Origin of the sequence: Pseudoduganella sp. S-14 (assembly GCF_049913285.1) — a bacterium.
Lineage (GTDB): Bacteria > Pseudomonadota > Gammaproteobacteria > Burkholderiales > Burkholderiaceae_D > Rugamonas.
On sequence record NZ_CP183991.1, the window covers coordinates 2016102 to 2036926 of the forward strand.

Sequence of the window (20825 nt, forward strand, 5' to 3'; positions counted from 1 at the left end):
TTTTGCCAACATGAGCAGAACCCCATGCAAATCAAATACGTCGCAGCGCTGCTGCTGACCGCTTCTTCAGCTTTCGCCCAGACCTTGCCCGCCGGTGTCGCCAAAGGCCCGTCGGTCGAAGGCATCACCGAATACCGCCTGCCCAACGGGCTTAAAGTCCTGCTGTTCCCCGATGCGTCGAAACCGACGGTGACCGTCAACGTTACTTACCTGGTCGGCTCGCGCCATGAGAACTATGGCGAGACCGGCATGGCGCACTTGCTGGAGCACCTGATGTTCAAGGGCGCGCCGAACCACCGCAATATTCCGCAGCAGTTCTCCGAGCGCGGCATGGAGTTCAACGGCACCACTTCGCTGGACCGCACCAATTACTACGAAGTGTTCCAGGCCAGCCAGGAAAACCTGAAGTGGGCGCTGGACATGGAAGCCGAGCGCATGACCAGGTCTTTCATCGCGAAGAAGGACCTGGATTCGGAAATGACCGTGGTGCGCAACGAATACGAGAGCGGCGAGAACAGCCCGTTCGAAGTGCTGTACAAGCGCCTGGAAAGCATCGCTTACGACTGGCATAGCTACGGCCGTTCCACCATCGGCAACCGCAGCGATATCGAGAACGTCAAGATCGAGAACCTGCAAGCCTTCTATCGCACCTACTACCAGCCGGATAACGCGGTGCTGCTGGTAGCCGGCAAATTCGACCCTTCGCAAACGCTGGCCTGGATCAGCAAGACCTTCGGCGCGATCCCGAAGCCGAAGCGCAAGCTGCCGCAATTCTGGACCGTGGAGCCGGCCCAGGACGGCGGGCGCCAGTACGCAGTGCACCGCAAGGGCGACGTGCAGATCGTCCTGGTGGGCTACAAGATTCCATCGGGCCTGCATAACGATGCCGATCCGCTGGCCTTCATGGGGCAGGTGCTGGGCGATACGCCAAACGGACGCCTGCACAAGCAGCTGGTTGAAACCGGCAAGGCTGCACAGGTGTTTGCCATGACCCAGCCCGGCATTGCGCCAAGCCTGCAAGTGTTCGGCGCCGTGGTGAAGATGGGCCAGCCGATCGGGCCGGTGCGCGACGAGCTCATCGCCGCAGTGGAGGGCTTTGCCAAGGCGCCGCCGACCGAAGAGGAAATGGAGCGCACGCGCCGCGAATACAGCAACTCGATCGAAAAGGCGCTGAACAATCCGCAGCAAGTGGGCGTGGCCCTGAGCGACCATATCGCGCTGGGAGACTGGCGGCTGCTGTTCCAGGGGCGCGACGGGCTAGCGGCCATCACCTCCGCGCAGGTCGCAGAAGCCGCAGGGCGCTACATGAAGCGCGATAACCGCACTGTCGGTACCTTCGTTCCTGACGACGCGCCTCAGCGCGCGGAAATCGGCGCAGCGCCGACGGCGGCCGAGCTGCTCAAGGATTACAAAGGCAAGGCCAGCGCACTGACTTCCGAGAACTTCGATCCGAGCCAGGACAACATCATGGCACGCACGGAGCTCAAGGAAATCGGCAATCTGAAACTGGCGCTGCTGCCGAAGAAGAATCGCGGCGAGACCGTGGCGGTGGATATGCGCCTGCATTGGGGCGACGAAAAGAACCAGTTCGGCAAGCAGATGCTGTCGGCGGCAGCGGACCAGATGCTGGCGCGCGGCACCAGCAAATATTCGCGTGCGCAACTGGCCGATGCGATGTCGAAGCTGAAGATGAGCGGTTCGCTGTACCACTTCGAAACGACGCGCGAGCACCTGCCTGCCGCACTGCGCCTGGTGGCGCATGTGCTGAAAGATGCTTCATTCCCCGAAACGGAGTTCGAGCAGATGCGCCAGCAATGGATCGTCGGCATCGAGGCTTCGCGCAACGACCCGCAGGCGATGGCCGGCAGGAAGCTGGCCGAATACTTCGACCATTGGCCGAAAGGCGATCCGCGCAGCGTGATGACGCTTGACGAACAAATTGAGGCGGTCAAGGTCATGAAGCTGGCGGATGTGAAGGCTTACCACGCCGAGTTCTACGGCACCTCGCGCGGCGAGCTGTCGGTGGTAGGGGATTTCGACAAGGCTGAGCTGGTCAAGGTGGTGAGCGAAGAACTGGCGGGCTGGCAAAGCAAGGGCGCTTACGCGCCGATCCTGGACAAGCACGTCGAGAAGGCGCCGACCCGCGTCACGCTGGATGCACCGGACAAGGAAAACGGCATGTTCGCGGCGCGCATCAACCTTCCGCTGCGCACGGATGACCCGGATTACGCCGCACTGGAGGTGGCGAATTACATCTTCGGCAATGGCGGCCTGAAGTCGCGCCTGATGGACCGGATTCGCCAGAAGGAAGGCTTGTCTTACGGCGGCGGCTCGTCCCTCGATGCGGGCGATCGCGACGATGCGGGCGGCTTGACCATTGAAGCGATTGCAGCGCCGCAGAACATGGTCAAGCTGGAAGCTGCCGTTCGCCAGGAACTTGAGCGCGCCGTGAAGAGTGGCTTCACCGCAGCCGAAGTGGCTGGCGCCAAATCGGGCCTGATGCAGCAGCGCTTGCAGAACCGTTCGAAGGATGATGTGGTGGCAGGCGCATGGTCGCACTTCCGCTATCTGGATCGCACTTTCGCGTGGAGCAAGGAGTATGAAGCGAAGCTGAAGGCCTTGACCGCGGAGCAGGTGAGCGCGGCCTTCCGCAAGCATATCGATCCTGCCAAGCTGTCTGTGGTGATCGCCAGCGACGCATCGAAAGCCAAGCGGTGAAAAGGGCGCTTGCATTGATACTGGCGCTGACGGCGGGCACTGCGCTGGCCGGTTCTGCGAACCAGTTGTACCTGATTAAGCCAGACGGAAAGGCTGCGCCGCTTGCGCGCATCGTTTCCGGTGGTTTCGAGTCCTTGAGCTTGGGCGACGATGAAACAGGCATGCCGCCGCGCTCACTGCATGTCTATCTTGGCGCCCGGCATGCCGGCAAGGTCAAGGTCGGGGCGGCTGCCATCCCTGACGGTACCGGCTGCGGCGATGCCGAAAGCCTGGCACTCGCGCCGCTGGCCGGCAGTGAGGTGCCGGCCAGCGGCCTGGCCACGTCGCTGCCATTGAACTTGCGGCCGGCGCGTCCTGAAATAGCCGTGACCCCGGCAGACCTGCGGGCGCTTTCCCAGCTTGCCAGTGCATGGATGGAAAAGCATGGCGTCAAGCGCAAAGACCGTCTGGCCGCATTGAAGACACTCGAGGCGGGCGACGCCGGCCAGGTAGTGGCGGCGTCGATCAATTACGACAATATCGATGCGAACCAGATGGTGACGCTGTTCTTCCTGGCCGAAAAAGGAGTGGGCGGGCAATTTTCACTGGTGTATGAGGACTCTTACGTCGGCCCGCATGGCGAAGCGGAAAAGGCGAACAAGAAGTACCTGGAACACCTGGACCTGGATGCGGATGGCGTGGACGAAGTCGTGATTTCCGGGAGCGCTTATGAATCCTGGTTCTACAGCATACTGAAACGGCAGGGCGGAAAATGGGTGGAGGTCCACAGCCAGGACGGTGGTGGATGTTGATCGTCAGGGCGTGCTGAGCTCCGCCACGAAATCGTACATGTCGCCGCGGAAGATCGAGCGGCAGAATTCCACTGCGCGGCCATCGCGCAGGAAGCCAAGGCGTTCGACGGCCAGGCCGGCGTCGCCTTCCCTGGCCTGCAGCAGCTTGGCCTGTTCGCCTGTCAGCAAAAGGGCGGACAGGCGCTGCAGTGCGCGTACCGGCCGGTGGCCCGCCGCTTCCAGCGCCTCGTACATCGACACATCGACTGATTCCAGCGATGGCAGCGCATCGGCCACGATGGTCGCGTACTCGACGCACATCGGCACTTCGTCTGCAAAGCGGATGCGGTGATAGCGGTAGACCGGTGCGCCCGGGCTAAGCCTCAGGCGCAGGGCCTCTTCCGGCGTTACCGTGCCTTCCGACTTCTTCAGCCACACGCTGCGCGGCGTGCGGCCGCGCGAACGCATATCCTCCGAGAAGGACGTCAGCTTGGCGAAGTTCTTTTCAATGCGGGTGTTGATGAAATTGCCGGAACCTGGACGCCGTACCAGCAAGCCTTCTTCCACCAGGCCGTCGATGGCCTTGCGCACTGTGATGCGGGAGATATTCAGGTCGGCGGCCAGCACGCGTTCGGCCGGCAGGGCCTCGTCGGGGCCGAACACATGCAGGTTGATCGCTTCACGCAAGGCGCGTTGCAGAAGCTGGTAAAGCGGCTGGCTACTGGTCTGCACCAGGTCTTGCATGATCTGCGCGAGCGATGCCATTTAGTCTCCCTTTTGTGTGCGGCTGATAATACCAAAAAAAGACCTTATGGCCAGCGGTATGCTGCCACTCGCATCCGGCTTCCCCCTTGGATAGCGCTAACAGCGGTACTTTGTGGCCAAAGTGGTATGTCTTTTCAGTACAACATGTGAAAAAAATATGTAAATTGGTAGTGTTCTGGTATTCAATCGAGGTATATTGGCGTCCAATTGGTTTGAACGTGGTTTTAGAAACTGGTAACAACAGACCGGGCTTTGAGACAGCCCATACTTAGGGGGAGTAAATGAACCGCAATATGACACCGATCGCGACTGCAGTCGCCATCCTGACCGCCACCACTGGCATGGCGCAAGCACAGCAGGCTGCTCCGGCCGAGCAGAACGTCGTGGTCGTGACCGGCGTGCGTGCCGCGCTGGCACAATCGATCAACCAGAAGCGCAATGCCGACTCGCTGGTTGAAGTGATTACCGCCGAAGACGTGGGCAAGATGCCGGACAAGAGCGTGGCCGACTCGCTGCAGCGCGTGCCGGGCGTATCGGTTGCCACGGCCGGCGGTTCGGAAGGCGGCTTCGGCGAGAACGACCGCGTCAGCCTGAAGGGCACTCCATCCAACCTGGCCCTGACCACCCTGAATGGCCACACCGTGTCGAGCGGCGACTGGTACATCTCCAACATCACCAACGGCGGCCGTTCCGTCAGCTACTCGATGTTCCCATCGGAGCTGATCGGCCGCGTGACTGTGCACAAGTCTTCGCAGGCCAACCTGATCGAAGGCGGCGCATCCGGCAATGTCGACATCGAAACCCGCAAGCCCCTGAGCTTCAAGGATCCGCTGACCCTGATGGGCGCCGTGACCGGTGTGTACAGCGAAGGCTCGAAGAAGACCGATGCGCAGTTCAGCGCACTGGGCAACTGGAAAAATGAACAGAACAATGTGGGCGTGCTGGTCCAGCTGTTCGACGAAAAGCGTACCCTGCGCCGCATCGGCCAGGAATTCCTGTGGTGGGACAAGCTGAGCGCAGGCTATGCGCCGCAGTGGGTGGCCGCCAATCCTGAAGTGGAAGGCAAGTACATCTCCCTGCTGACCGGTACCGCCATGTTCAACCAGGAGCGCGAGCGCAAGGGCGGCATGATCGACGTGCAGGTCAAGGTCAACAAGGAATTCGACTTCGACATCAACGGCTTCTACACCCGCCTGGATGCGGACAATATCAACGCCAACTTCATGCTGGCGCCATACCAGCCGCTGACTAACAACTGGTCCGGCGTGGGCGGCGTGATTCCGTCCAAGTGGACCGTCACCGGCGACACCATCACTTCGATCACCTTCCCAAGCGCCTGCCCGGTGGCGGACTGCTCGAAGATGGGCCCATCGGTGCAAGACATCATTGCCCGTCCAGGTTCCTATAGCGATTCGAAGTTCGTCAACTTCGACTTCAACTACCGTCCTACCCAGGACCTGAAGTTCAAAGGCCAGATCGGCACCACCCGCGGCACCGGCTACGCCCGCGACTACGGCTACGAAGCCTGGCTGGCATATTCGGGCAGCAGCCTGACCACCCACGGCCTGGATTCCCCGGCCACCGTGACCGTCGATAATGCCGGCACCTTCAACCCACGCACCGGCGCCGACTTCTTCGGCGGCTGGGCTTCCGACGTGACCGCAAAGGACAAGGAAACCTACGGCCAGGTCGACGGCCAGTACAAGACCCAGTGGAATGGCGTGCCAACCCTGCATTTCGGCGTGCGCAATGCGAACCATGAGCGTTCGCTGACCTGGCTGGGAGGCACCGTTGCTGCCGCCGGTTCGCAGCTGGCCAACCGTCCTACCGGCTTGACCAGTTTCCCGAACAGCCCTCTGCCTAACCTGCTGAGCAACGCGTGGACCTTCGATGCCGAGTCGATGAAGGCCTGGGGCGACAAGTATGTCAGCTTCGCCAACCACGCCTATCAAAGCGAATTCCTGATCAAGGAAAAGGCCACCGCGGCTTACGTGATGGGTGACCTGGAGTTCGGCAACTTCGGCGGTAACGTCGGTGTGCGCTTCGTAAAGACCAAGATCGACGTCGACAACGGTTCGCCGAACAATGTGTGGAACCCGACCCACAGCTCCAACACCTATAACGACTTCCTGCCAAGCATTAACCTGTACACCAACCTGACGCCGGACCTGAAACTGCGCGGTGCCGCCAGCCGTACCCTGGCTCGTCCAGACTTCGGTTCTCTCGGTGCACTGAGCCTGAACGACCTGACCTTCTCCGGCTCCGGCGGCAACCCGAACCTGCGCCCGATCATGTCGAACAACGTCGACGTGGGCCTGGAATGGTACTTCATGCCGAAGTCCCTGCTGGGCATGAACATCTACAACATGAACATGGGGTCCTACGTGACCTTCGGTTCCTCGAAGGCTGACTTCTTCAACCAGTCGGTTGGCAAGGTCACCACCTACAACATGAGCTCCGCTGTGAATACCAAGGCTCGTGTACGCGGCGTGGAACTGCAGTATGTACAGGACCTGGGCAACGGTTTCGGCCTGAACGCGAACTACACCTACGCCGACGGCAAGGAAACCGCCGCCGCACCGAAATCGGCCTGTGCCGACCTGGGCGACTGCAGCATGATCGGCACTTCGAAGAATTCCTATAACCTGGGCGTGTTCTACGAGACCAGCAAGTTCAGCGCGCGCATCAACTACAGCCACCGTTCGGCTTTCCTGAATGGCCTGGACCGCAACAGCGCGATTTACCAGGATGACGTAGGCACCCTGTCCGCAGCCCTGAACTACAACCTGAGCGACAACATCACGCTGTCGCTGGAAGGCAAGGACTTGAACGATCCGACCCTGAAGTCCTACGCAACGTCCCGTGACCAGCCTCGCGCGTTCTACAAGAACGGCAAGCAGATCTTCTTCGGCGTGCGCGGCAAGATGTAAATGATCCCGATGTGAGAGTGTTATGGCAGGGTTCCTCCGGGGCCCTGCCTTTTTTGTATCCGGAGTTTGAATGCGTAAAGTAATGCTGGCGGTGCTCGCCGCCTTCTCGACTGTTGCGGCCGCGGCGCCGGCAGTCGTCCATAGCCCCTATAAATACCTGTCGCCGTGGGAACCTGCACAGGGTGTCCAGACCTGGGCCTTCGCGCGCGGCGAATGCGGCGAAGAGCGTTGGGGCGAGGTTGACGGCGCCGTTGTCGCTGCCGCCAACGTGTCGCGCTTCGTCCAGGCTGGCGTTGGCTATATCGTTTCGACAGGAGGGCAGGGCAATATCTTCACCTGCGCCACTGACGAGGGCATGGAGCTGTTCGTGTCGCGCTATATATCGCCACAGCTGATTGGCTTTGATTTCGATATCGAACATGGCCAGACGGCCGCGCAAATCGATTCGCTGGTGACGCGCATCGCCCTGGCGCAGAGGGCGCATCCGCAACTGCGGTTCAGTTTCACCATTGCCACCCATGCCGCTTCGGACGGCAGTGCGCGCAGCCTGAATGAAACGGGAGAACAGGTGCTGGCCGCCTTGCGCAAGCATGGCGTGCAGGATTACGTGCTGAACTTGATGGTGATGGATTTCGGGCCGGCCAGCCGTAAAGCATGCGTAGTGCGGCGTGGCCTCTGCGATATGGCCGCTTCTGCCATCCAGGCCGCGCAAAATGTACATCACAAGTACAAAGTGCCGTTCGCGCAAATTGAGCTGACACCCATGATTGGTGTGAACGACGTGGCGGAAAACGTCTACACCCTGGACGATGCACGCGCCACAGTTACTGCCGTACGCAAGATGGGCATGGCGGGAATCCATTTCTGGTCGCTTGAGCGCGACCAGCCTTGCGGCAAGCCGTCCAAGGGGGCGGAAGCGAATTGCAGTTCGATGGCGAACGTAGCGGCGGGCGCCTACCGGCGCATCCTGGCGCCGGCTGCGGCACTTCCGCGGGAGGCTTCACAATGACTGCCGCAGCCCGTTACCAGTCGCTGGACGTCCTGCGCGGCCTGACGGTCGCGTTGATGATTATCGTGAATACGCCGGGTGACTGGAGCCACGTCTACTCTCCCTTGCTGCATGCGCCCTGGCACGGATTCACGCTGACTGATTGGGTATTTCCGAGTTTCCTGTTCGTCGTTGGCAACGCGCTTGCGTTCACGCTTCCGCGCTATGAAGGCATGGGTGACGCGGCCGTGCTGGCCAGGATTGCCAAGAGGAGCGTTACCATCGTTGCCCTCGGCCTGTTGCTATGTCTATTGCCCAAGCTGGGCGGGCCTTTAAGCGAGGTGCGCCTGCCAGGCGTGTTGCAGCGCATAGGCCTGTGCTTCGGCATCGCTGCGCTGGTGCTGCATTATCTCGGCGAGCGTGGTGCAGTGGTGTTCAGTGTCGTCGCTTTGCTCGGCCATTGGCTGGTCATGGCGCTGTCTGGTGACTATAGCCTCCAAGGCAATGCAGGCCGGGCTGTCGACCTTTGGGTGTTTGGCGCAGGCCACCTGTACCAAGGGGAGGGCCTTCCCTTCGATCCGGAAGGCCTGCTCGGAACTTTGCCCGCCACGGTAAATGTCATCGGGGGATATTTCGCAGGCCGCTACCTGCGTGGGCATGGTGCGACAGCGCGCACGCTCGGTGTACTGGCCGGCGCTGGCGTCGTGCTGTCCGTATTGGCGCTGTGCTGGGCGCCGCTGCTGCCGATCAATAAGAAACTGTGGACCGGCAGTTACGTGCTGCTTTCGACTGGCACCTCACTGCTCGTGCTGGTGGCGCTGGCGTGGATCATCGAAGTACGGGGCGCCCGGCGCTGGATCTACTTCTTCGAAGTGTTCGGCAAAAACACGTTGTTCATCTACATGCTGTCGCAAGTGGCTGTGATAGTGCTGGACAAAACCGGCGCTTACGCGCCCTTGGCCGCGGCGCTGGAGCCGGTCGGCAGCCCTGAAGCCGCCTCGCTGGCGTTTGCGCTGCTTTTCATGCTTGCCTGCTGGCTGGTGGGGTATTGGCTGGACAAACAGAAAATCTACATCAAGGTGTAGTAGGCAGTCTTCGGCGTGTGCTTCCATTCACAGGCGAGCAGGATTTTCACATAGCGGTCGTCCAGCCTTGATGGAGATGTGCGCCTTGCTATAGCCCCATTTGTCTCGTGACGAATGAAGGCTGTATTCGCCTTCCAGCTCCTGCGATGGGGAACGTGGCGCGGTCTCGCCTGCGACGCTGTCGGAAGTTTCTGAGAACTTTTCATCATCAATTGGAAGGCGAATCCAAGGGCAGATACACCAGTATTTTTCCAGAGGAGTTACAGGCAACGCCAACAAGCTGTCGCCCAGGCCGCGTGACCGTAGTCGAATATTTTCGGCAATTGGCCCGGCTCGAAAGAATTGCTGTCGAGTTCCTGTTCCTGTCCAGGAGATCGCGAAATTCCTTGGTGAGCCAGGGGCGCGCTGCTTCGGGAACAATGAAAATTTCCCGGGCCGGCTCTTTGAGGGAGGTGAACCAGTCTTGTCCCTGCTCCAGCTCTGCGATTAAGGTGTGGAAGTCAGTGGGGCCAGGTACCCAGCCGGAGTCGTCGGGAGTTCCAAAGATCTCCCAGCGGGCGGATTTGGCCTCCATCGGGAGATTGACGATTGCGCGCAAAGCGGCAATGTCTTCCGACTGCGGCTTCGGGTCTGCGAAGGAGCACCCGCAGAAGAGGAGAATGGTGGCGACAACTAGAATTCGGGTCAGCGTTTTCAATTCTGGATTTCGATTCGGTTATTTTCGTATTTCCACTTGGCGTAGGGGCCGAAGACGCGCACGTTCTCCGGATGAACGTAGCTTTTCTCGGCGCGCTTCAGGCGCCGGGCAAGGGTTGTGTCCTCCGGCGCATTGCTTGCTGGCTCAAACACATCGCGCCGCACGCTGGCCTTATCGTCTGCCCCACGCCGGATCATCGTCAATGTGCGGGACGCTGGCGTGAAGTACATGCGGATGAGGTCTGTGTTCATATCCTGCAAATAGAAGCCGCCATCGCGCCATTCGGCAAAATAGTAGTCATCGCAGGCTGCCTTCGGCTCTCGCTTCCATTCGCAGGCGAACAAAATCACCACATGCTTGTCGTCCAGCTTCCTGACAGAGATGTGAGCCTTGCTGAAGCCCCAGTTGCTCACCGGGGCCGTCGTCGATGAGGTGAGTTTATATTCGCCCTCGAGCGTGGACGCAGGCGTTTGGGCCGAGGCATTGGAAGTGGCGCAGCAAGCGAGAAAAGCAAGTGATACGAGGCTGGTACTCTTCATCATGAAATCAATCTTTATCGTGCGTGTTTTTGGTTTCGGTGAATGGATTCCCCAAATCCTGCGTGCGCACCCACGCAGTCGTGGTTCTGGCAGTGGCAGGGTGTACGTAGCGGATGCGCGTAAAGGAATCGTCACCTTCAAGTGCAGCGACGACGTCGCCGGCAACGAGCAAACCCTTTCGTTCTTTAATGACGCTGCCATGTCTGTCGTTAAGTTTTGTCGTTCTCAGCACAACGCGAATACCGATGGCTGGCATCGTCTTCAAGATGGTGTAGCGTGTCGGATGGTCGTCGTCCAGGCCTTTGTCAAAAGTACCTGCGGCGCTACCGCAACCGGCCTGGGGCTCGTCGGTCTGAATGATCCATTCTCCGTTCTTCTCCCAAACCCTGCCCGGGATGTCATCTTCCTTGCTTCCATCCTGAATGGGAAAAGAATTAATGACGATAGGGGAACTGGCTTGGCGGCCGGTCTCCTTGAACAGGAAGCTGCAGGAAAAATGCAGGATCTGGTGCGTCATGTTGAAGGACCCGCGAATACCTTTGTTGGAAGTGGTGGCGATCAGGTGCGGATGATCAAAGACCAGCAGTGTCTCGTTCGCGGTGATGTTTGCGGCTGGGGCGGTCCCAGTTGCCAGGCATGGCAGCAGAAACGCCAACTGGGCTTGGATCTTCATTGATCGGCTTGCGAGAATTCAAACTGGCGAAAATCATCGGACAGTATGCCGGTCGGCGAGCCCTCGACTTCCGGGTAATTACTGAACTTGACCGCCAGCCTGCCATTCTGGATCGAATATGCGGAGAATGCCGTCTCATTTTCCGTATGATCGGGGAAAATCGAGCGAGAACAGCTCTCGACTTGCACTTTGCCGAGCACGATCACTTTCGCGTCGCTGATGCTCAGGGCATTCACGAACATCTCGCCACCCGATCCGCACTGACCCATGCCTTGGCCGCCGCTGCTGCGAACCGCGGAATTGAACAGGACCACATTGCGTGACAGGTAGGGCTGCAATGTCAAAGGCAGGAATCGGATGAATTTTTCCATGCCGATCAGCTCCGGGCCGTAGTTCATGTCGATTCGTTCTACCGTATGCGAGCGGCCGTTGACTGCGATGCTGACAGTGCGGGCTTTCGGCTGATAGTCCAGCGTCAGTGTCTTGCCAGGCAGGCAAAGGGCGGCTCCTGGCTGCTGCTGCTTGGTGCCGGCCGCGCAACCGAAGTCTTTTAACCCGGCCGCTTGCGCAGAAAAAGCTGCGAAGCAAGCGAGTACTGTGATCATGCGCATCAGGTTTCCCGCAAGTTTAGTCGTTGACATGTCGCGACGTGACGAGAGGCGGCCGCTCCCGCTCACAAATGCCGGCCTCGGTGCATTCGCGTTGAGTTGCGGCGTTATCGAACGACCAGGGTTCTCTTCATTGAAACAGGCGGCCTTGCCGGGACAGGCTGTCCCGGCAGCAAGCGCATTACGGCAGGGTGATCGTGACGTGGGCTTGTCGCGGCGCCATGCGCACGACGTCGTTATAAGCGCTCACTTGCTGCGCCGTATGGCTGGACAGCGAAGTGCGCAGGCCGATATACGCCAGCGCCGAAATCAGCGCGAATACGGAGCACAGCACCCACAGCGGCAGGTCGCTGCGCAACTTGTGCATGACCTGGTCGGGACGTTCGGCGTGCGGTGCGAAGCCGGGCCGGCGGCCCTTCATGTGGGCGATTTCGTCGCCCAGGCGGCTGGTCAGGTAACCCAGTTTTTCCGAGCCTTCCAGGATGTAGCGGCCCTGGAAGCCAAGCAGCAGGCACATATGGAACACTTCCAGCGCTTCCACGTGCTCGCTGCTGCGGGTGCGCAGCGCATCCAGGCGGTTGAAGAAGTTCTCGCCGGCGAGCTGGTCGCCGAACAGGATCAGTTGCAGCGGCTTCAGCTCCCACGCATCGCGGATGGCGAAGTGAGAGCGAAGGATGATCTCGTCGACCGCGGCGCAAAAGGCGTACTTGGCGGCGTCGATATCGTCGGCAGAGGCATTCTTCTTGCGCGCATTGCGGCCGAAGTCGTCAAGGAAGCGCGTCATGCGCGACTGGAACTCGGCGTGGTCCTGCGGCGCGCTGCCGTTCTTCAGCATGAAGAGGGCGTAGAAGCCGTCGTACATCATGTCCAGCAAGGAGCCGCTGGCGGCCGGTGCTGCAACTGGTTCGGCGATAAGTGAAGGTGGGGCGATGGTGTTCATGTTCTGCTCTGATTCAGGAGTTCACGGCAATCAATTCAAGCCGCAATTCGCGCATGCCGGACGGGGCATAGATTTCGATGGACTGGGCCTGCAGCATGCGCTCGTACAACGGGCCTTTGGAGTCCAGGGTGAAGTAGCAGGTGTCCGGGCGCACCGGCACCGCGGCCGGGACCTGCGGCGCATGTGCCAGGCGCACGCCCGGCATGGCGGACAGCACCAGCTTTTCGACGTCGTCCGGTGCGCCAACCTTGAAGCGCAACGGGACGACTTCCACCAGTTCGACGGCCGGCATTTCGGCGCCGACAGCCAGGTAGAAGGTGGTATCTTCGCTGATCTTGCCCGAATCGAGCATGCCGCGGTGGTGAGCCGGCTTCGGCTGCGACAGGGCGATGGCGAAGTAGCGCGAGGAAATCACGGTATCCAGCAGTTCGCGCACGATCATGTAAAGCTGCGAAAACGGCGGGCCCGGATCGTCGTGGCGATAAGGCGGCAAGTCCGACAGCGACCAGCTGCGCGAATACGTCATCAGCGCGCCCGCCAGCGACAGCAGCTGTTCGTACAGGCGTTCCGGATGCAGCTCGGGGTTATGGTAGTAGTGCGACAGCGAAGCGAAGGCGGTGCTGGCGGTATGCAGCAGCCAGAAAGTGGACATGTCGCCGCTGCGGAATTCGATCACGTTGCGGCTAGGCTCGCGATGGTGACCGTACAGCGCATTGACCTTGGCCTGAAGCGCATCGAGCAGGCGGCGCAGTTGCAGGAACAAGGGCTGGGCAGTGCGGATGGTCAGGCTTGGCGGCACGAAGCTCGGATCGAGTTCGAAGCCGCCGGTGGACAGGCGGCGCAGGCGCAGCAGCGGCAGGCACACATAGCCTTCGCGCGGTTCGGCGTCGGACACCAGGCGCAGCGATTTTTTCAGGTAGGCCAGTTCGGCTTGCGCAGCCTGGGTGTACAGGTCGGGCGTCTCGGCATTCGCTTGCGAGAAGCGGGCGCCATTCGAGGGCTGGCCGGCTTGCGCGAAATTGCCGCCGAAATGCTTGAACACGGGCAGGGCGGCGTACCAGGTCACGCTGTGCTGCGACTGCGCGAGCTGGCCCAGGTCGATCGCTTCCGGCAGGTTGTCATGGCCCGGCGCTTCAATCAATTCGCCATCGGGCAATACCAGCGACAGTTCGAGCAGGCGCAGCGTGTTATGCGCCAGGGCTTCCATGTCGATCGACAGGCGATCGACGCCCCATGCATACGGATGCACGGCTTTTACGCTGCGGTGCAATCGGTGCTCGTGATAGCGGTCCTGCTGCTGGAAATGCTGAGGGCGCAAAAACAAGCCTTCGCCCCATAACACCTTGCTGGCCATCTGTGATCCTTCTGATAATTGTTTTCTGGTAAGTGCCAGAACAATAACACTTCCTGAGAAAGCCTGTATTAAAAGGCTCAATCGTGCGCGGGGATGTGGAAATTGGTGAGATTCAATTGTGCGTAGGTAATATTTTTTTTCTGCTAACGTTCGTCCGACGCAATTATTGTAAAAAAGCTATTTGTCCGTTCGATGAGGTTAGTTATGAAGAAAATCACTGTTATCTCCCGTGTTTTGTGCATCGCAGCAATCGCTGCTTCCCTGTCTGCCTGCCAGACCATGGATACCGCTAAAGTTGCCGTTCCGGTAAAACCGAAGCTGGAAGACATGCTGGCCCGGGCTACCGAAGCCAAAGTGGCCGGTAAACAAGAGCAGGCCATCACCCTGTGGAAGGAAACTGCCAACGCCTACCCTGCCGATAAATCGCCATGGGTGAACATCGCCCAGTCTCGTTATGACGCAGGGCAATATGGCGAAGCGATCGTGAGCGCCCAGGAGATCCTGGTGCGCGATCCATCCGACCAGCTGGCCAACAGCATCATCGCCATTTCCGGCCTGCGCCTGTCCACCCGTGCCCTGGGTGACCTGAGCCGCCAGAACAACCTGTCCGGTTCGATCCGTACCGAATCGCAGGACCTGGCCAAGCTGCTGCGCGAGAGCCTGGGCGAAACCGTGCTGGTGCCAAATACCGATAAAAAGCCGCAGGCGCGCAGCAACAACGCCGCCAATGCCGCTGCCAATGCCGTCCGTAGCAAGGTCCAAACCGCCAAGACGCCAGCATCGACCCCTAGCGCCGACCCGTTCGGCGCACTGAAATAACCACCAAGTCCAAAGAAGGAGAAGCCATGTCCAAGAACGAAAGCGTCCAGAAGCGCCTGCAGAAAATCCGTCCGCCACGGGTCCAGATGACCTATGACGTGGAAATCGGCGACGCAATCGAAAACAAGGAGCTGCCCTTTGTGATGGGGGTTGTCGGCGATTTCGGCGGCAATTCCGAGGTGGAGAAGAAGCGTCTGAAGGATCGCAGCTTCGTCAACATCGACCGCGACAACTTCGATGAAGTGATGAAGGGCGTGGAACCGCGCGCTGCCTTCCGCGTGCCGAATGAGCTGGGCGGCGAAGGCCAGTTCGGCGTCGACCTGAAATTCAAGGCCATTTCCGACTTCCGACCGGAGTCGGTGGTGGAGCAGGTGGAGCCGCTGCGCCAGTTGCTGGAAGCGCGCAACAAGCTGGCCGACCTGCGCAACAAGCTGGCCGGCAATGACAAGCTGGAAGACTTGCTGAACGACGTTTTGCGCAGCACCGAGAAACTGGCCGAGTTGGGCCAGAAGCCTGAACAGGGAGAATGAGATGTCGGCACAATTGAACGCCGCCGGTGCACTGGCCACCGCAGAAGTAAACCTGCTCGACCAGATCGTCGAGCAGAGCAAGGTCGCCAAGTCGACCAGCGAGCACGCACGTGCGAAAGACATCATCTCGGAACTGGCGCAGCAGGTCATGGCCGGCACCGTGGTGGTGTCGGACAACCTGGCCGCCACAATCGACGCCCGCGTGGCGGAACTCGATCGCCTGATCTCCTCGCAACTGTCGGTCATCATGCACGCGCCGGAATTCCAGAAGCTGGAAAGCAGCTGGACCGGCCTGCATTACCTGGTCAAGAACACCGCGACCAGCACCGGCCTGAAGATCAAGATGCTGAACGCGACCAAGAAGGAACTGGTCAAGGACTTCCAGGGCGCGCTGGAATTCGACCAGAGCTCCATGTTCAAGAAGGTCTACGAAGAGGAATTCGGCACCTTCGGCGGCGCCCCGTTCGGCGCCTTGCTGGGCGATTTCGAGATCACCCGCCAGCCGGAAGACATGTACTTCATCGAACAGATGTCGCACGTGGCGGCTGCCGCACACGCGCCATTCATCAGCTCCGCTTCGCCCGAGCTGTTCGGCCTGGAGACCTACGCCGACCTGGGCAAGCCGCGCGACCTGTCGAAAGTCTTCGACACCGTGGAATACGCCAAGTGGAAGTCGTTCCGCGAATCCGAGGATTCGCGCTACGTCGGCCTGACCTTGCCGCGCTTCCTGGGCCGCCTGCCGTTCAACCCGGCCGATGGCGCCACGGTGGAAGGCTTCAACTACGTGGAAGACGTGGACGGCACCGACCACGAGAAATACCTGTGGTGTAACGCCGCCTACGCCTTCGGCGTGCGCCTGACCCGCGCTTTCGAGGACTTCGGCTGGTGCGCAGCCATCCGCGGCGTGGAAGGCGGCGGCCTGGTGGAAGACCTGCCAACCCACACCTTCAAGACCGACGAAGGCGAAGTCGCGCTGAAATGCCCGACCGAAATCGCCATTACCGACCGCCGCGAGAAAGAGCTGAGCGACCTTGGCTTCATCTCGCTGGTGCATTGCAAGAATACCGACTACGCAGCCTTCTTCGGCGCGCAGTCCGCGCAGAAAGCGCGCAAGTACAACACCGACGCTGCCAACGCCAACGCCGTGCTGTCGGCCCAGCTGCAGTACATCTTCGCCGTATCGCGCATCGCCCACTACATGAAGGCCATGATGCGCGACAAGATCGGCAGCTTCGCGGCTGCTTCGAACGTCGAGGATTACCTGAACCGCTGGCTGACCCAGTACGTGCTGTTGGACGACAACGCCAGCCAGGAGCAAAAAGCGCAGTTCCCACTGCGTGAAGCTAACGTGCAAGTGTCTGAAGTGCCTGGCCGTCCAGGCGTGTATCGCGCTGTGTCCTTCCTGCGTCCCCACTTCCAGCTCGACGAGCTGTCCGTTTCACTCCGTTTGGTCGCGGAGCTGCCGCAATCGACCAAGTCGTAATTTTTATTTTTAAACACAGAAAGGAATACCATGGCAATCGACGTTTACCTGCAAATCGACGGTATCAAAGGCGAGTCCACCGATACCTCCCACAAGGATTGGATCGAAGTCAAATCCGTCCAGTGGGAAGTCCTGCAGCCAAAGTCGGCCACCGCATCTACTGGCGGCGGCCACACCGCGGAACGCACCGAGCACCGCGATATCGTCATCAACAAGCTGGCCGACCTGGCTTCGCCACTGCTGCTGCAGAATTGCTCCTCGGGCAAAACCCTGCCAAAAGCGAAAATCGAATTCATGCGTGCTGACGGCCAGGGCGACCGCGTCAAGTACTTCGAAATCGAACTGGAAAACGTGCTGATCTCCAGCGTCGCTCCAGAAGTTCGCCAGGGCGACATCCTGGGCGAAGACGTTTCGCTGAAATACTCCAAAGTCAAGTGGAAGTACACCCAGCAGAAAGTCAACGGCGGCACCGGCGGTAACACCTCCGGCGGCTGGGACCTGTCGACCAATAAAGTAGCCTAAGCGGGGACTGAATGACGGTAAGGGGATTTGCGCCGGGGCTGATGGACCGGTTGCTCCAGCCTGGTGATGGCTCCGGCAGTGCGGCCGTCTACCGCATGTCGCTCGACGAGATGAAGGACTCCGTCGCGCGCGACCTGGAAGCATTGCTGAATACCCGAACCGTCATCCCTGAGCATCTGCTCAAACGCTTTCCGGAGTGCGGTCGTTCCATCGTCAGCTATGGGCTGAACGATTTCGCCGGCATGTCGCTGGCGAGCCCGGACGACCGCGCTGCCATTTGCCAGGGGCTGGAACGTGCCATTGCACGGCATGAACCGCGCCTGCGCAATGTACGAGCCTCACTTGAAATGCAAGAGGGCGGCATCGACCGCCTGAATTTCGCCATTACGGCGCTGCTGGTGCTGCACGCGGCACAGGAGCCGGTCAACTTCGACGCGGTCCTGCAGCCATCCAGCCTGCAATACACGATTAGCAAGGCACGCCGCGCGCTGCCGGGAGCATGATTTGGAAGAGTTACTGCCGTATTACGAGCGCGAACTGGGTTTCCTGCGGCGCTATGCACGCGAATTCGCCGAGCGCTATCCCAAGATTGCTGGCCGCCTGCTGATTGGCGGCGAGGTATGCGAAGACCCGCATATCGAACGCATGATCCAGTCCTTCGCGCTGCTGAATTCGCGCGTGTCGAAGCGCCTGGACGACGATTACCCCGAATTTACCGAAGCACTGTTCGAAGTGCTTTATCCGCACTACCTGCGCCCATTCCCGTCCTGCTCGATCGCGCGCATGGACTATGCCACCACCGCCGCCCAGTTGACGGCGGCCAGCGAGATTGCGCGCGGAACGGTGCTCAACACGCGGCCCGTCAACGGCGTCGCGTGCACTTTCCGTACCTCCTATCCGGTGACGGTAGCGCCCCTTGCGCTGAGCCACGCCTCGTTCACCGCGGCGCTGGCCTCGCCCGAATCGGTGCAGCTGCCGCCGGGCGCCGGCGCCGGCCTGGCGATCACGATCGACTCGGTGTCCGAGCAGATTGGCCTGCCTGCGATGGGCGTGTCGAGCCTGCGCGTCTTCATCGATGGCGAACCCTCGTTCTGCGCCGCCCTGCGCGATGCGCTGTTCATGCGCAGCGCCAAAGCCTGGGTCGAGTGCGATGGCGACGGCCGCTGGCTGCCGCTGGCGCGCATTCCCGTCGCGCCCGCAGGCTTCGAGGAGGAAGATGCGCTGATCGATTTTTCGGCGCGCTCGCACCAGGCTTACCGCCTGCTGACCGAGTATTTCTGCTTCCCCGAGAAGTTCAATTTCTTCGATATCGACCTCGCTGCCCTGTACGCGCTGCTGCCGATCGGCACCAGGCGCCTGACGCTGCACATCGCCATGAACGGCATCCGTCCCGATTCGCATGTTGCGCGCATGCTGGCAACGCTGTCGACCAACAACCTGCTGCTGGGCTGCACCCCGGTGGTCAACCTGTTCCACCAGCGCGGCGAGCCGATTCGCATCTCGCATACGGCGGCCAGCTATCCGGTGCTGGCCGATGCGCGCCGCGCCTATGCCTACGAGGTGTACTCCATCGACGCGGTACGCATGGTGCGCCAGACCCCGCAGGGTGAATCGATCGTCGAGTTCCGGCCGTTCTACTCGCTGCGCCACGGCGAGACGCCGGAAAAGCATGGCCATTACTGGGTGATGCGGCGCGATGAACAGATGGCGCACAAGAGTCCCGGCTATGAGACCGAGATCACCGTTGTCGACATCGACTTCGATCCGGCGGAGGTGGAAACCGATACCCTGAGCCTGCAACTGACCTGCACCAACCGCGACTTGCCGGCATCGCTGGCGTATGGCCTGCGCGGCGGCGACTTGTTCCTGGAAGGCGGCTCCAGCGTGCGCAGCATCAGCTTCCTGCGCAAGCCGACGCCTTCCCAGCGCTTCGAGCGCGGACACGGGGCGCACTGGCGCCTGGTGTCGCACCTGTCGCTAAACCACCTGTCATTGTCGGGCGGCGGCCTGCAGGCGTTCCAGGAAATGCTGGGGCTGTACGACTTGCCGCGCTCGGCGGCGACGCAGCGCCAGATTCGCGGGCTGGAATCGGTGGAATACAAGCCGGCCAACGCCTGGCTGGCGGGAAACCCGTTCGCCTGCGTGGTGCGCGGCATGGAAGTGCGGCTGACGATCGACGAAGAAGCTTTCGTCGGCAGCGGCATCCATGCCTTCGCCCAGGTGATTGAACGTTTCCTGGGCCTGTACGTGCATGCCAACAGCTTTACGCAACTGGTCGTCGTGGCCGAGAGGACTGGGGAGGAGCTGCTGCGATGCAAACCGCGAAGCGGCGATTTGAGCCTGCTGTAATCGAGCGCCTGTTCGCCGAGCCGTTCCGCTTCCAGTTCTTCCAGGCGGTGCGGATGGTGGAGATATGGCTGCGCCGCAATGGCGTGGCGCAGGAGGGCGCGATTGCCAACTTCATGCGCTTCCAGAACTCGGTGACGCTGAAGTTCCCGGCCAGCCAGCTCGAAACGCTGCACCCGGAGCCGCGCGAGATCCTGCCTACCGCGCCGGCGCTGGCGGGTGCCTTGCAGAGCAAGCAGCTGCGCTACCTGCGCATGACGCCCAATTTCATGGGCTTCCTGGGCAGCTCAGGAGCGTTGCCGGCGCATTACACGGAATCCATAGCGGCGCACCAGCTGTACGCGAAGGACGAGGGGCCGCGCGCCTTCCTTGATGCGTTTTCCACCCGCTCGCTGTCGCTTTTCTACGAAGCCTGGTGCAAGTACCGGCTGGAGCTCAAATACCAGGTCGATGGGCAGGACAGGTTCCTGCCGCTGCTGCTGGCGCTGGGCGGGCTTGGCAACAAGGGGCTGACGCAAAGGCTGTCGGGCCGCGAAGCCCAGGCGTCCGGTGCGGTGCGCGACGAGTCGCTGGCTTACTTTGCCACGGCGCTGCGCCAGCGTCCGGCCTCGGCGTCGACCATGGCGCGCGTGCTGGGCGAATACTTCCGCGTCGACATCAAGCCAACGCAGTTTGTCGGCTGCTGGTGCGAGGTGCCTGCGCTGCAGCAGACCATGCTGGGCGGCGCGCAGGCGCAACTGGGCGCCACCGCCATGATCGGCTCGCGCGTCTGGCAGCGCGACTTGCGCATGCGCCTGACCATCGGCCCGCTGCGGCGCACCGATTTCGATGCTTTCCTGCCCGGCGGCACTGCTGCGCGTGCCCTGGAAAAGCTGCTGTCGATGTTCACCGGGGTCACGCTGGAATACGAAATCTGCCTGGTGCTGCGCGCCGAAGACGTCTCCGGGGCGTCGCTTGGCGCCGGCGCGCGGCTGGGCTGGGACAGTTTTATACCGGACGAGGGTGCAAGCGAAGACCGCACCGATGTCCGCTACTTCATCCATGGATTAACAATGTGA

Annotated in this window: 19 protein-coding genes; 12 read left to right on the forward strand and 7 right to left on the reverse strand. The window is 60.8% G+C overall.

Going from position 1 to position 20825, the window contains the following annotated elements:
• Positions 1–24 precede the first annotated feature (24 nt).
• Together ACN9MZ_RS09220 and ACN9MZ_RS09225 are read left to right on the forward strand one after the other, a co-directional pair.
• A complete protein-coding gene (locus ACN9MZ_RS09220) occupies positions 25–2718 on the forward strand; it encodes a M16 family metallopeptidase (protein WP_426341863.1) in 2694 nt (897 codons plus the stop codon).
• The gene (locus tag ACN9MZ_RS09225; protein WP_426341864.1) at positions 2715–3509 is read left to right on the forward strand and encodes a hypothetical protein; all 795 of its coding nucleotides are present in this window, start codon (positions 2715–2717) and stop codon (positions 3507–3509) included. The genes ACN9MZ_RS09220 and ACN9MZ_RS09225 overlap by 4 nt, the downstream gene beginning before the upstream one ends.
• 3 nt (positions 3510–3512) lie before the next feature.
• Here ACN9MZ_RS09225 and ACN9MZ_RS09230 read toward each other — a convergent pair whose 3' ends face one another.
• The gene (locus ACN9MZ_RS09230; protein WP_426341865.1) at positions 3513–4253 is read right to left on the reverse strand and encodes a GntR family transcriptional regulator; all 741 of its coding nucleotides are present in this window, start codon (positions 4251–4253) and stop codon (positions 3513–3515) included.
• Between the two features lie 281 nt (positions 4254–4534).
• Here ACN9MZ_RS09230 and ACN9MZ_RS09235 point away from each other — a divergent pair, with 281 nt between their 5' ends.
• From ACN9MZ_RS09235 to ACN9MZ_RS09245, 3 genes are all read left to right on the forward strand, one after another.
• A complete protein-coding gene (locus tag ACN9MZ_RS09235) occupies positions 4535–7183 on the forward strand; it encodes a TonB-dependent receptor (RefSeq protein WP_426341866.1) in 2649 nt (882 codons plus the stop codon).
• Between the two features lie 70 nt (positions 7184–7253).
• Positions 7254–8192 carry a glycosyl hydrolase gene (locus ACN9MZ_RS09240; protein ID WP_426341867.1) on the forward strand — a complete coding sequence of 313 codons (939 nt, stop codon included), beginning with the start codon at positions 7254–7256 and terminating at the stop codon, positions 8190–8192.
• Positions 8189–9256, forward strand: a complete 1068-nt coding sequence (locus tag ACN9MZ_RS09245) for an acyltransferase family protein (RefSeq protein ID WP_426341868.1) — start codon at positions 8189–8191, stop codon at positions 9254–9256. The genes ACN9MZ_RS09240 and ACN9MZ_RS09245 overlap by 4 nt, the downstream gene beginning before the upstream one ends.
• Before the next feature lie 208 nt (positions 9257–9464).
• Here the strand turns inward: ACN9MZ_RS09245 and ACN9MZ_RS09250 are convergent, their stop codons facing one another.
• From ACN9MZ_RS09250 to tssK, 6 genes are all read right to left on the reverse strand, one after another.
• Complete coding sequence (locus tag ACN9MZ_RS09250; protein WP_426341869.1) at positions 9465–9953, reverse strand: hypothetical protein; 489 nt, start codon at positions 9951–9953, stop codon at positions 9465–9467.
• Positions 9950–10495 carry a hypothetical protein gene (locus tag ACN9MZ_RS09255; RefSeq protein ID WP_426341870.1) on the reverse strand — a complete coding sequence of 182 codons (546 nt, stop codon included), beginning with the start codon at positions 10493–10495 and terminating at the stop codon, positions 9950–9952. The genes ACN9MZ_RS09250 and ACN9MZ_RS09255 overlap by 4 nt, the downstream gene beginning before the upstream one ends.
• 4 nt (positions 10496–10499) lie before the next feature.
• Positions 10500–11165, reverse strand: a complete 666-nt coding sequence (locus ACN9MZ_RS09260; RefSeq protein ID WP_426341871.1) for a hypothetical protein — start codon at positions 11163–11165, stop codon at positions 10500–10502.
• On the reverse strand, positions 11162–11842 hold the full coding sequence (locus ACN9MZ_RS09265) for a hypothetical protein (RefSeq protein ID WP_426341872.1): 681 nt from the start codon (positions 11840–11842) through the stop codon (positions 11162–11164). Before ACN9MZ_RS09265 ends, ACN9MZ_RS09260 begins: the two co-directional genes overlap by 4 nt.
• A gap of 112 nt (positions 11843–11954) precedes the next feature.
• Complete coding sequence (gene icmH, locus ACN9MZ_RS09270) at positions 11955–12713, reverse strand: type IVB secretion system protein IcmH/DotU (protein ID WP_426341873.1); 759 nt, start codon at positions 12711–12713, stop codon at positions 11955–11957.
• Between the two features lie 13 nt (positions 12714–12726).
• On the reverse strand, positions 12727–14067 hold the full coding sequence (tssK, locus tag ACN9MZ_RS09275) for a type VI secretion system baseplate subunit TssK (RefSeq protein ID WP_426341874.1): 1341 nt from the start codon (positions 14065–14067) through the stop codon (positions 12727–12729).
• 204 nt (positions 14068–14271) lie between these two features.
• On the opposite strand from tssK, the gene ACN9MZ_RS09280 reads away from it, so the two are divergent.
• Genes ACN9MZ_RS09280 through tssG form a run of 7 tightly spaced genes read left to right on the forward strand, consistent with a single transcriptional unit; the run spans position 14272 to position 20825 of the window.
• Positions 14272–14886 (forward strand): tetratricopeptide repeat protein, encoded by a 615-nt coding sequence (locus tag ACN9MZ_RS09280; RefSeq protein ID WP_426341875.1) that lies wholly within the window; start codon positions 14272–14274, stop codon positions 14884–14886.
• 26 nt (positions 14887–14912) lie between these two features.
• Positions 14913–15416: a type VI secretion system contractile sheath small subunit gene (gene tssB, locus ACN9MZ_RS09285; protein ID WP_426170277.1), complete on the forward strand. Its 504-nt coding sequence runs from the start codon at positions 14913–14915 to the stop codon at positions 15414–15416.
• 1 nt (position 15417) lies between these two features.
• Positions 15418–16899, forward strand: coding sequence for a type VI secretion system contractile sheath large subunit (tssC, locus tag ACN9MZ_RS09290; RefSeq protein WP_426170279.1), 1482 nt, complete (start codon positions 15418–15420; stop codon positions 16897–16899).
• 30 nt (positions 16900–16929) lie between these two features.
• The gene (locus ACN9MZ_RS09295; RefSeq protein ID WP_426341876.1) at positions 16930–17421 is read left to right on the forward strand and encodes an Hcp family type VI secretion system effector; all 492 of its coding nucleotides are present in this window, start codon (positions 16930–16932) and stop codon (positions 17419–17421) included.
• 41 nt (positions 17422–17462) lie between these two features.
• Positions 17463–17924, forward strand: a complete 462-nt coding sequence (tssE, locus tag ACN9MZ_RS09300) for a type VI secretion system baseplate subunit TssE (RefSeq protein WP_426170283.1) — start codon at positions 17463–17465, stop codon at positions 17922–17924.
• Between the two features lies 1 nt (position 17925).
• Positions 17926–19770: a type VI secretion system baseplate subunit TssF gene (gene tssF, locus ACN9MZ_RS09305; RefSeq protein WP_426341877.1), complete on the forward strand. Its 1845-nt coding sequence runs from the start codon at positions 17926–17928 to the stop codon at positions 19768–19770.
• Positions 19734–20825, forward strand: coding sequence for a type VI secretion system baseplate subunit TssG (gene tssG / locus ACN9MZ_RS09310; protein WP_426341878.1), 1092 nt, complete (start codon positions 19734–19736; stop codon positions 20823–20825). Before tssF ends, tssG begins: the two co-directional genes overlap by 37 nt.

Excerpts from the sequence above, each read along its gene's own strand:
- ACN9MZ_RS09235 (WP_426341866.1), top strand. The coding sequence starts at position 4,535 with ATGAACCGCAATATGACACCGATCGCGACTGCAGTCGCCATCCTGACC.
- ACN9MZ_RS09255 (WP_426341870.1), bottom strand. The coding sequence starts at position 10,495 with ATGATGAAGAGTACCAGCCTCGTATCACTTGCTTTTCTCGCTTGCTGC.
- ACN9MZ_RS09295 (WP_426341876.1), top strand. The coding sequence starts at position 16,930 with ATGGCAATCGACGTTTACCTGCAAATCGACGGTATCAAAGGCGAGTCC.
- ACN9MZ_RS09245 (WP_426341868.1), top strand. The coding sequence starts at position 8,189 with ATGACTGCCGCAGCCCGTTACCAGTCGCTGGACGTCCTGCGCGGCCTG.
- tssE (WP_426170283.1), top strand. The coding sequence starts at position 17,463 with ATGGACCGGTTGCTCCAGCCTGGTGATGGCTCCGGCAGTGCGGCCGTC.
- ACN9MZ_RS09260 (WP_426341871.1), bottom strand. The coding sequence starts at position 11,165 with ATGAAGATCCAAGCCCAGTTGGCGTTTCTGCTGCCATGCCTGGCAACT.
- ACN9MZ_RS09240 (WP_426341867.1), top strand. The coding sequence starts at position 7,254 with ATGCGTAAAGTAATGCTGGCGGTGCTCGCCGCCTTCTCGACTGTTGCG.
- icmH (WP_426341873.1), bottom strand. The coding sequence starts at position 12,713 with ATGAACACCATCGCCCCACCTTCACTTATCGCCGAACCAGTTGCAGCA.
- ACN9MZ_RS09220 (WP_426341863.1), top strand. The coding sequence starts at position 25 with ATGCAAATCAAATACGTCGCAGCGCTGCTGCTGACCGCTTCTTCAGCT.
- tssB (WP_426170277.1), top strand. The coding sequence starts at position 14,913 with ATGTCCAAGAACGAAAGCGTCCAGAAGCGCCTGCAGAAAATCCGTCCG.
- ACN9MZ_RS09230 (WP_426341865.1), bottom strand. The coding sequence starts at position 4,253 with ATGGCATCGCTCGCGCAGATCATGCAAGACCTGGTGCAGACCAGTAGC.
- tssK (WP_426341874.1), bottom strand. The coding sequence starts at position 14,067 with ATGGCCAGCAAGGTGTTATGGGGCGAAGGCTTGTTTTTGCGCCCTCAG.
- tssC (WP_426170279.1), top strand. The coding sequence starts at position 15,418 with ATGTCGGCACAATTGAACGCCGCCGGTGCACTGGCCACCGCAGAAGTA.
- tssG (WP_426341878.1), top strand. The coding sequence starts at position 19,734 with ATGCAAACCGCGAAGCGGCGATTTGAGCCTGCTGTAATCGAGCGCCTG.
- ACN9MZ_RS09280 (WP_426341875.1), top strand. The coding sequence starts at position 14,272 with ATGAAGAAAATCACTGTTATCTCCCGTGTTTTGTGCATCGCAGCAATC.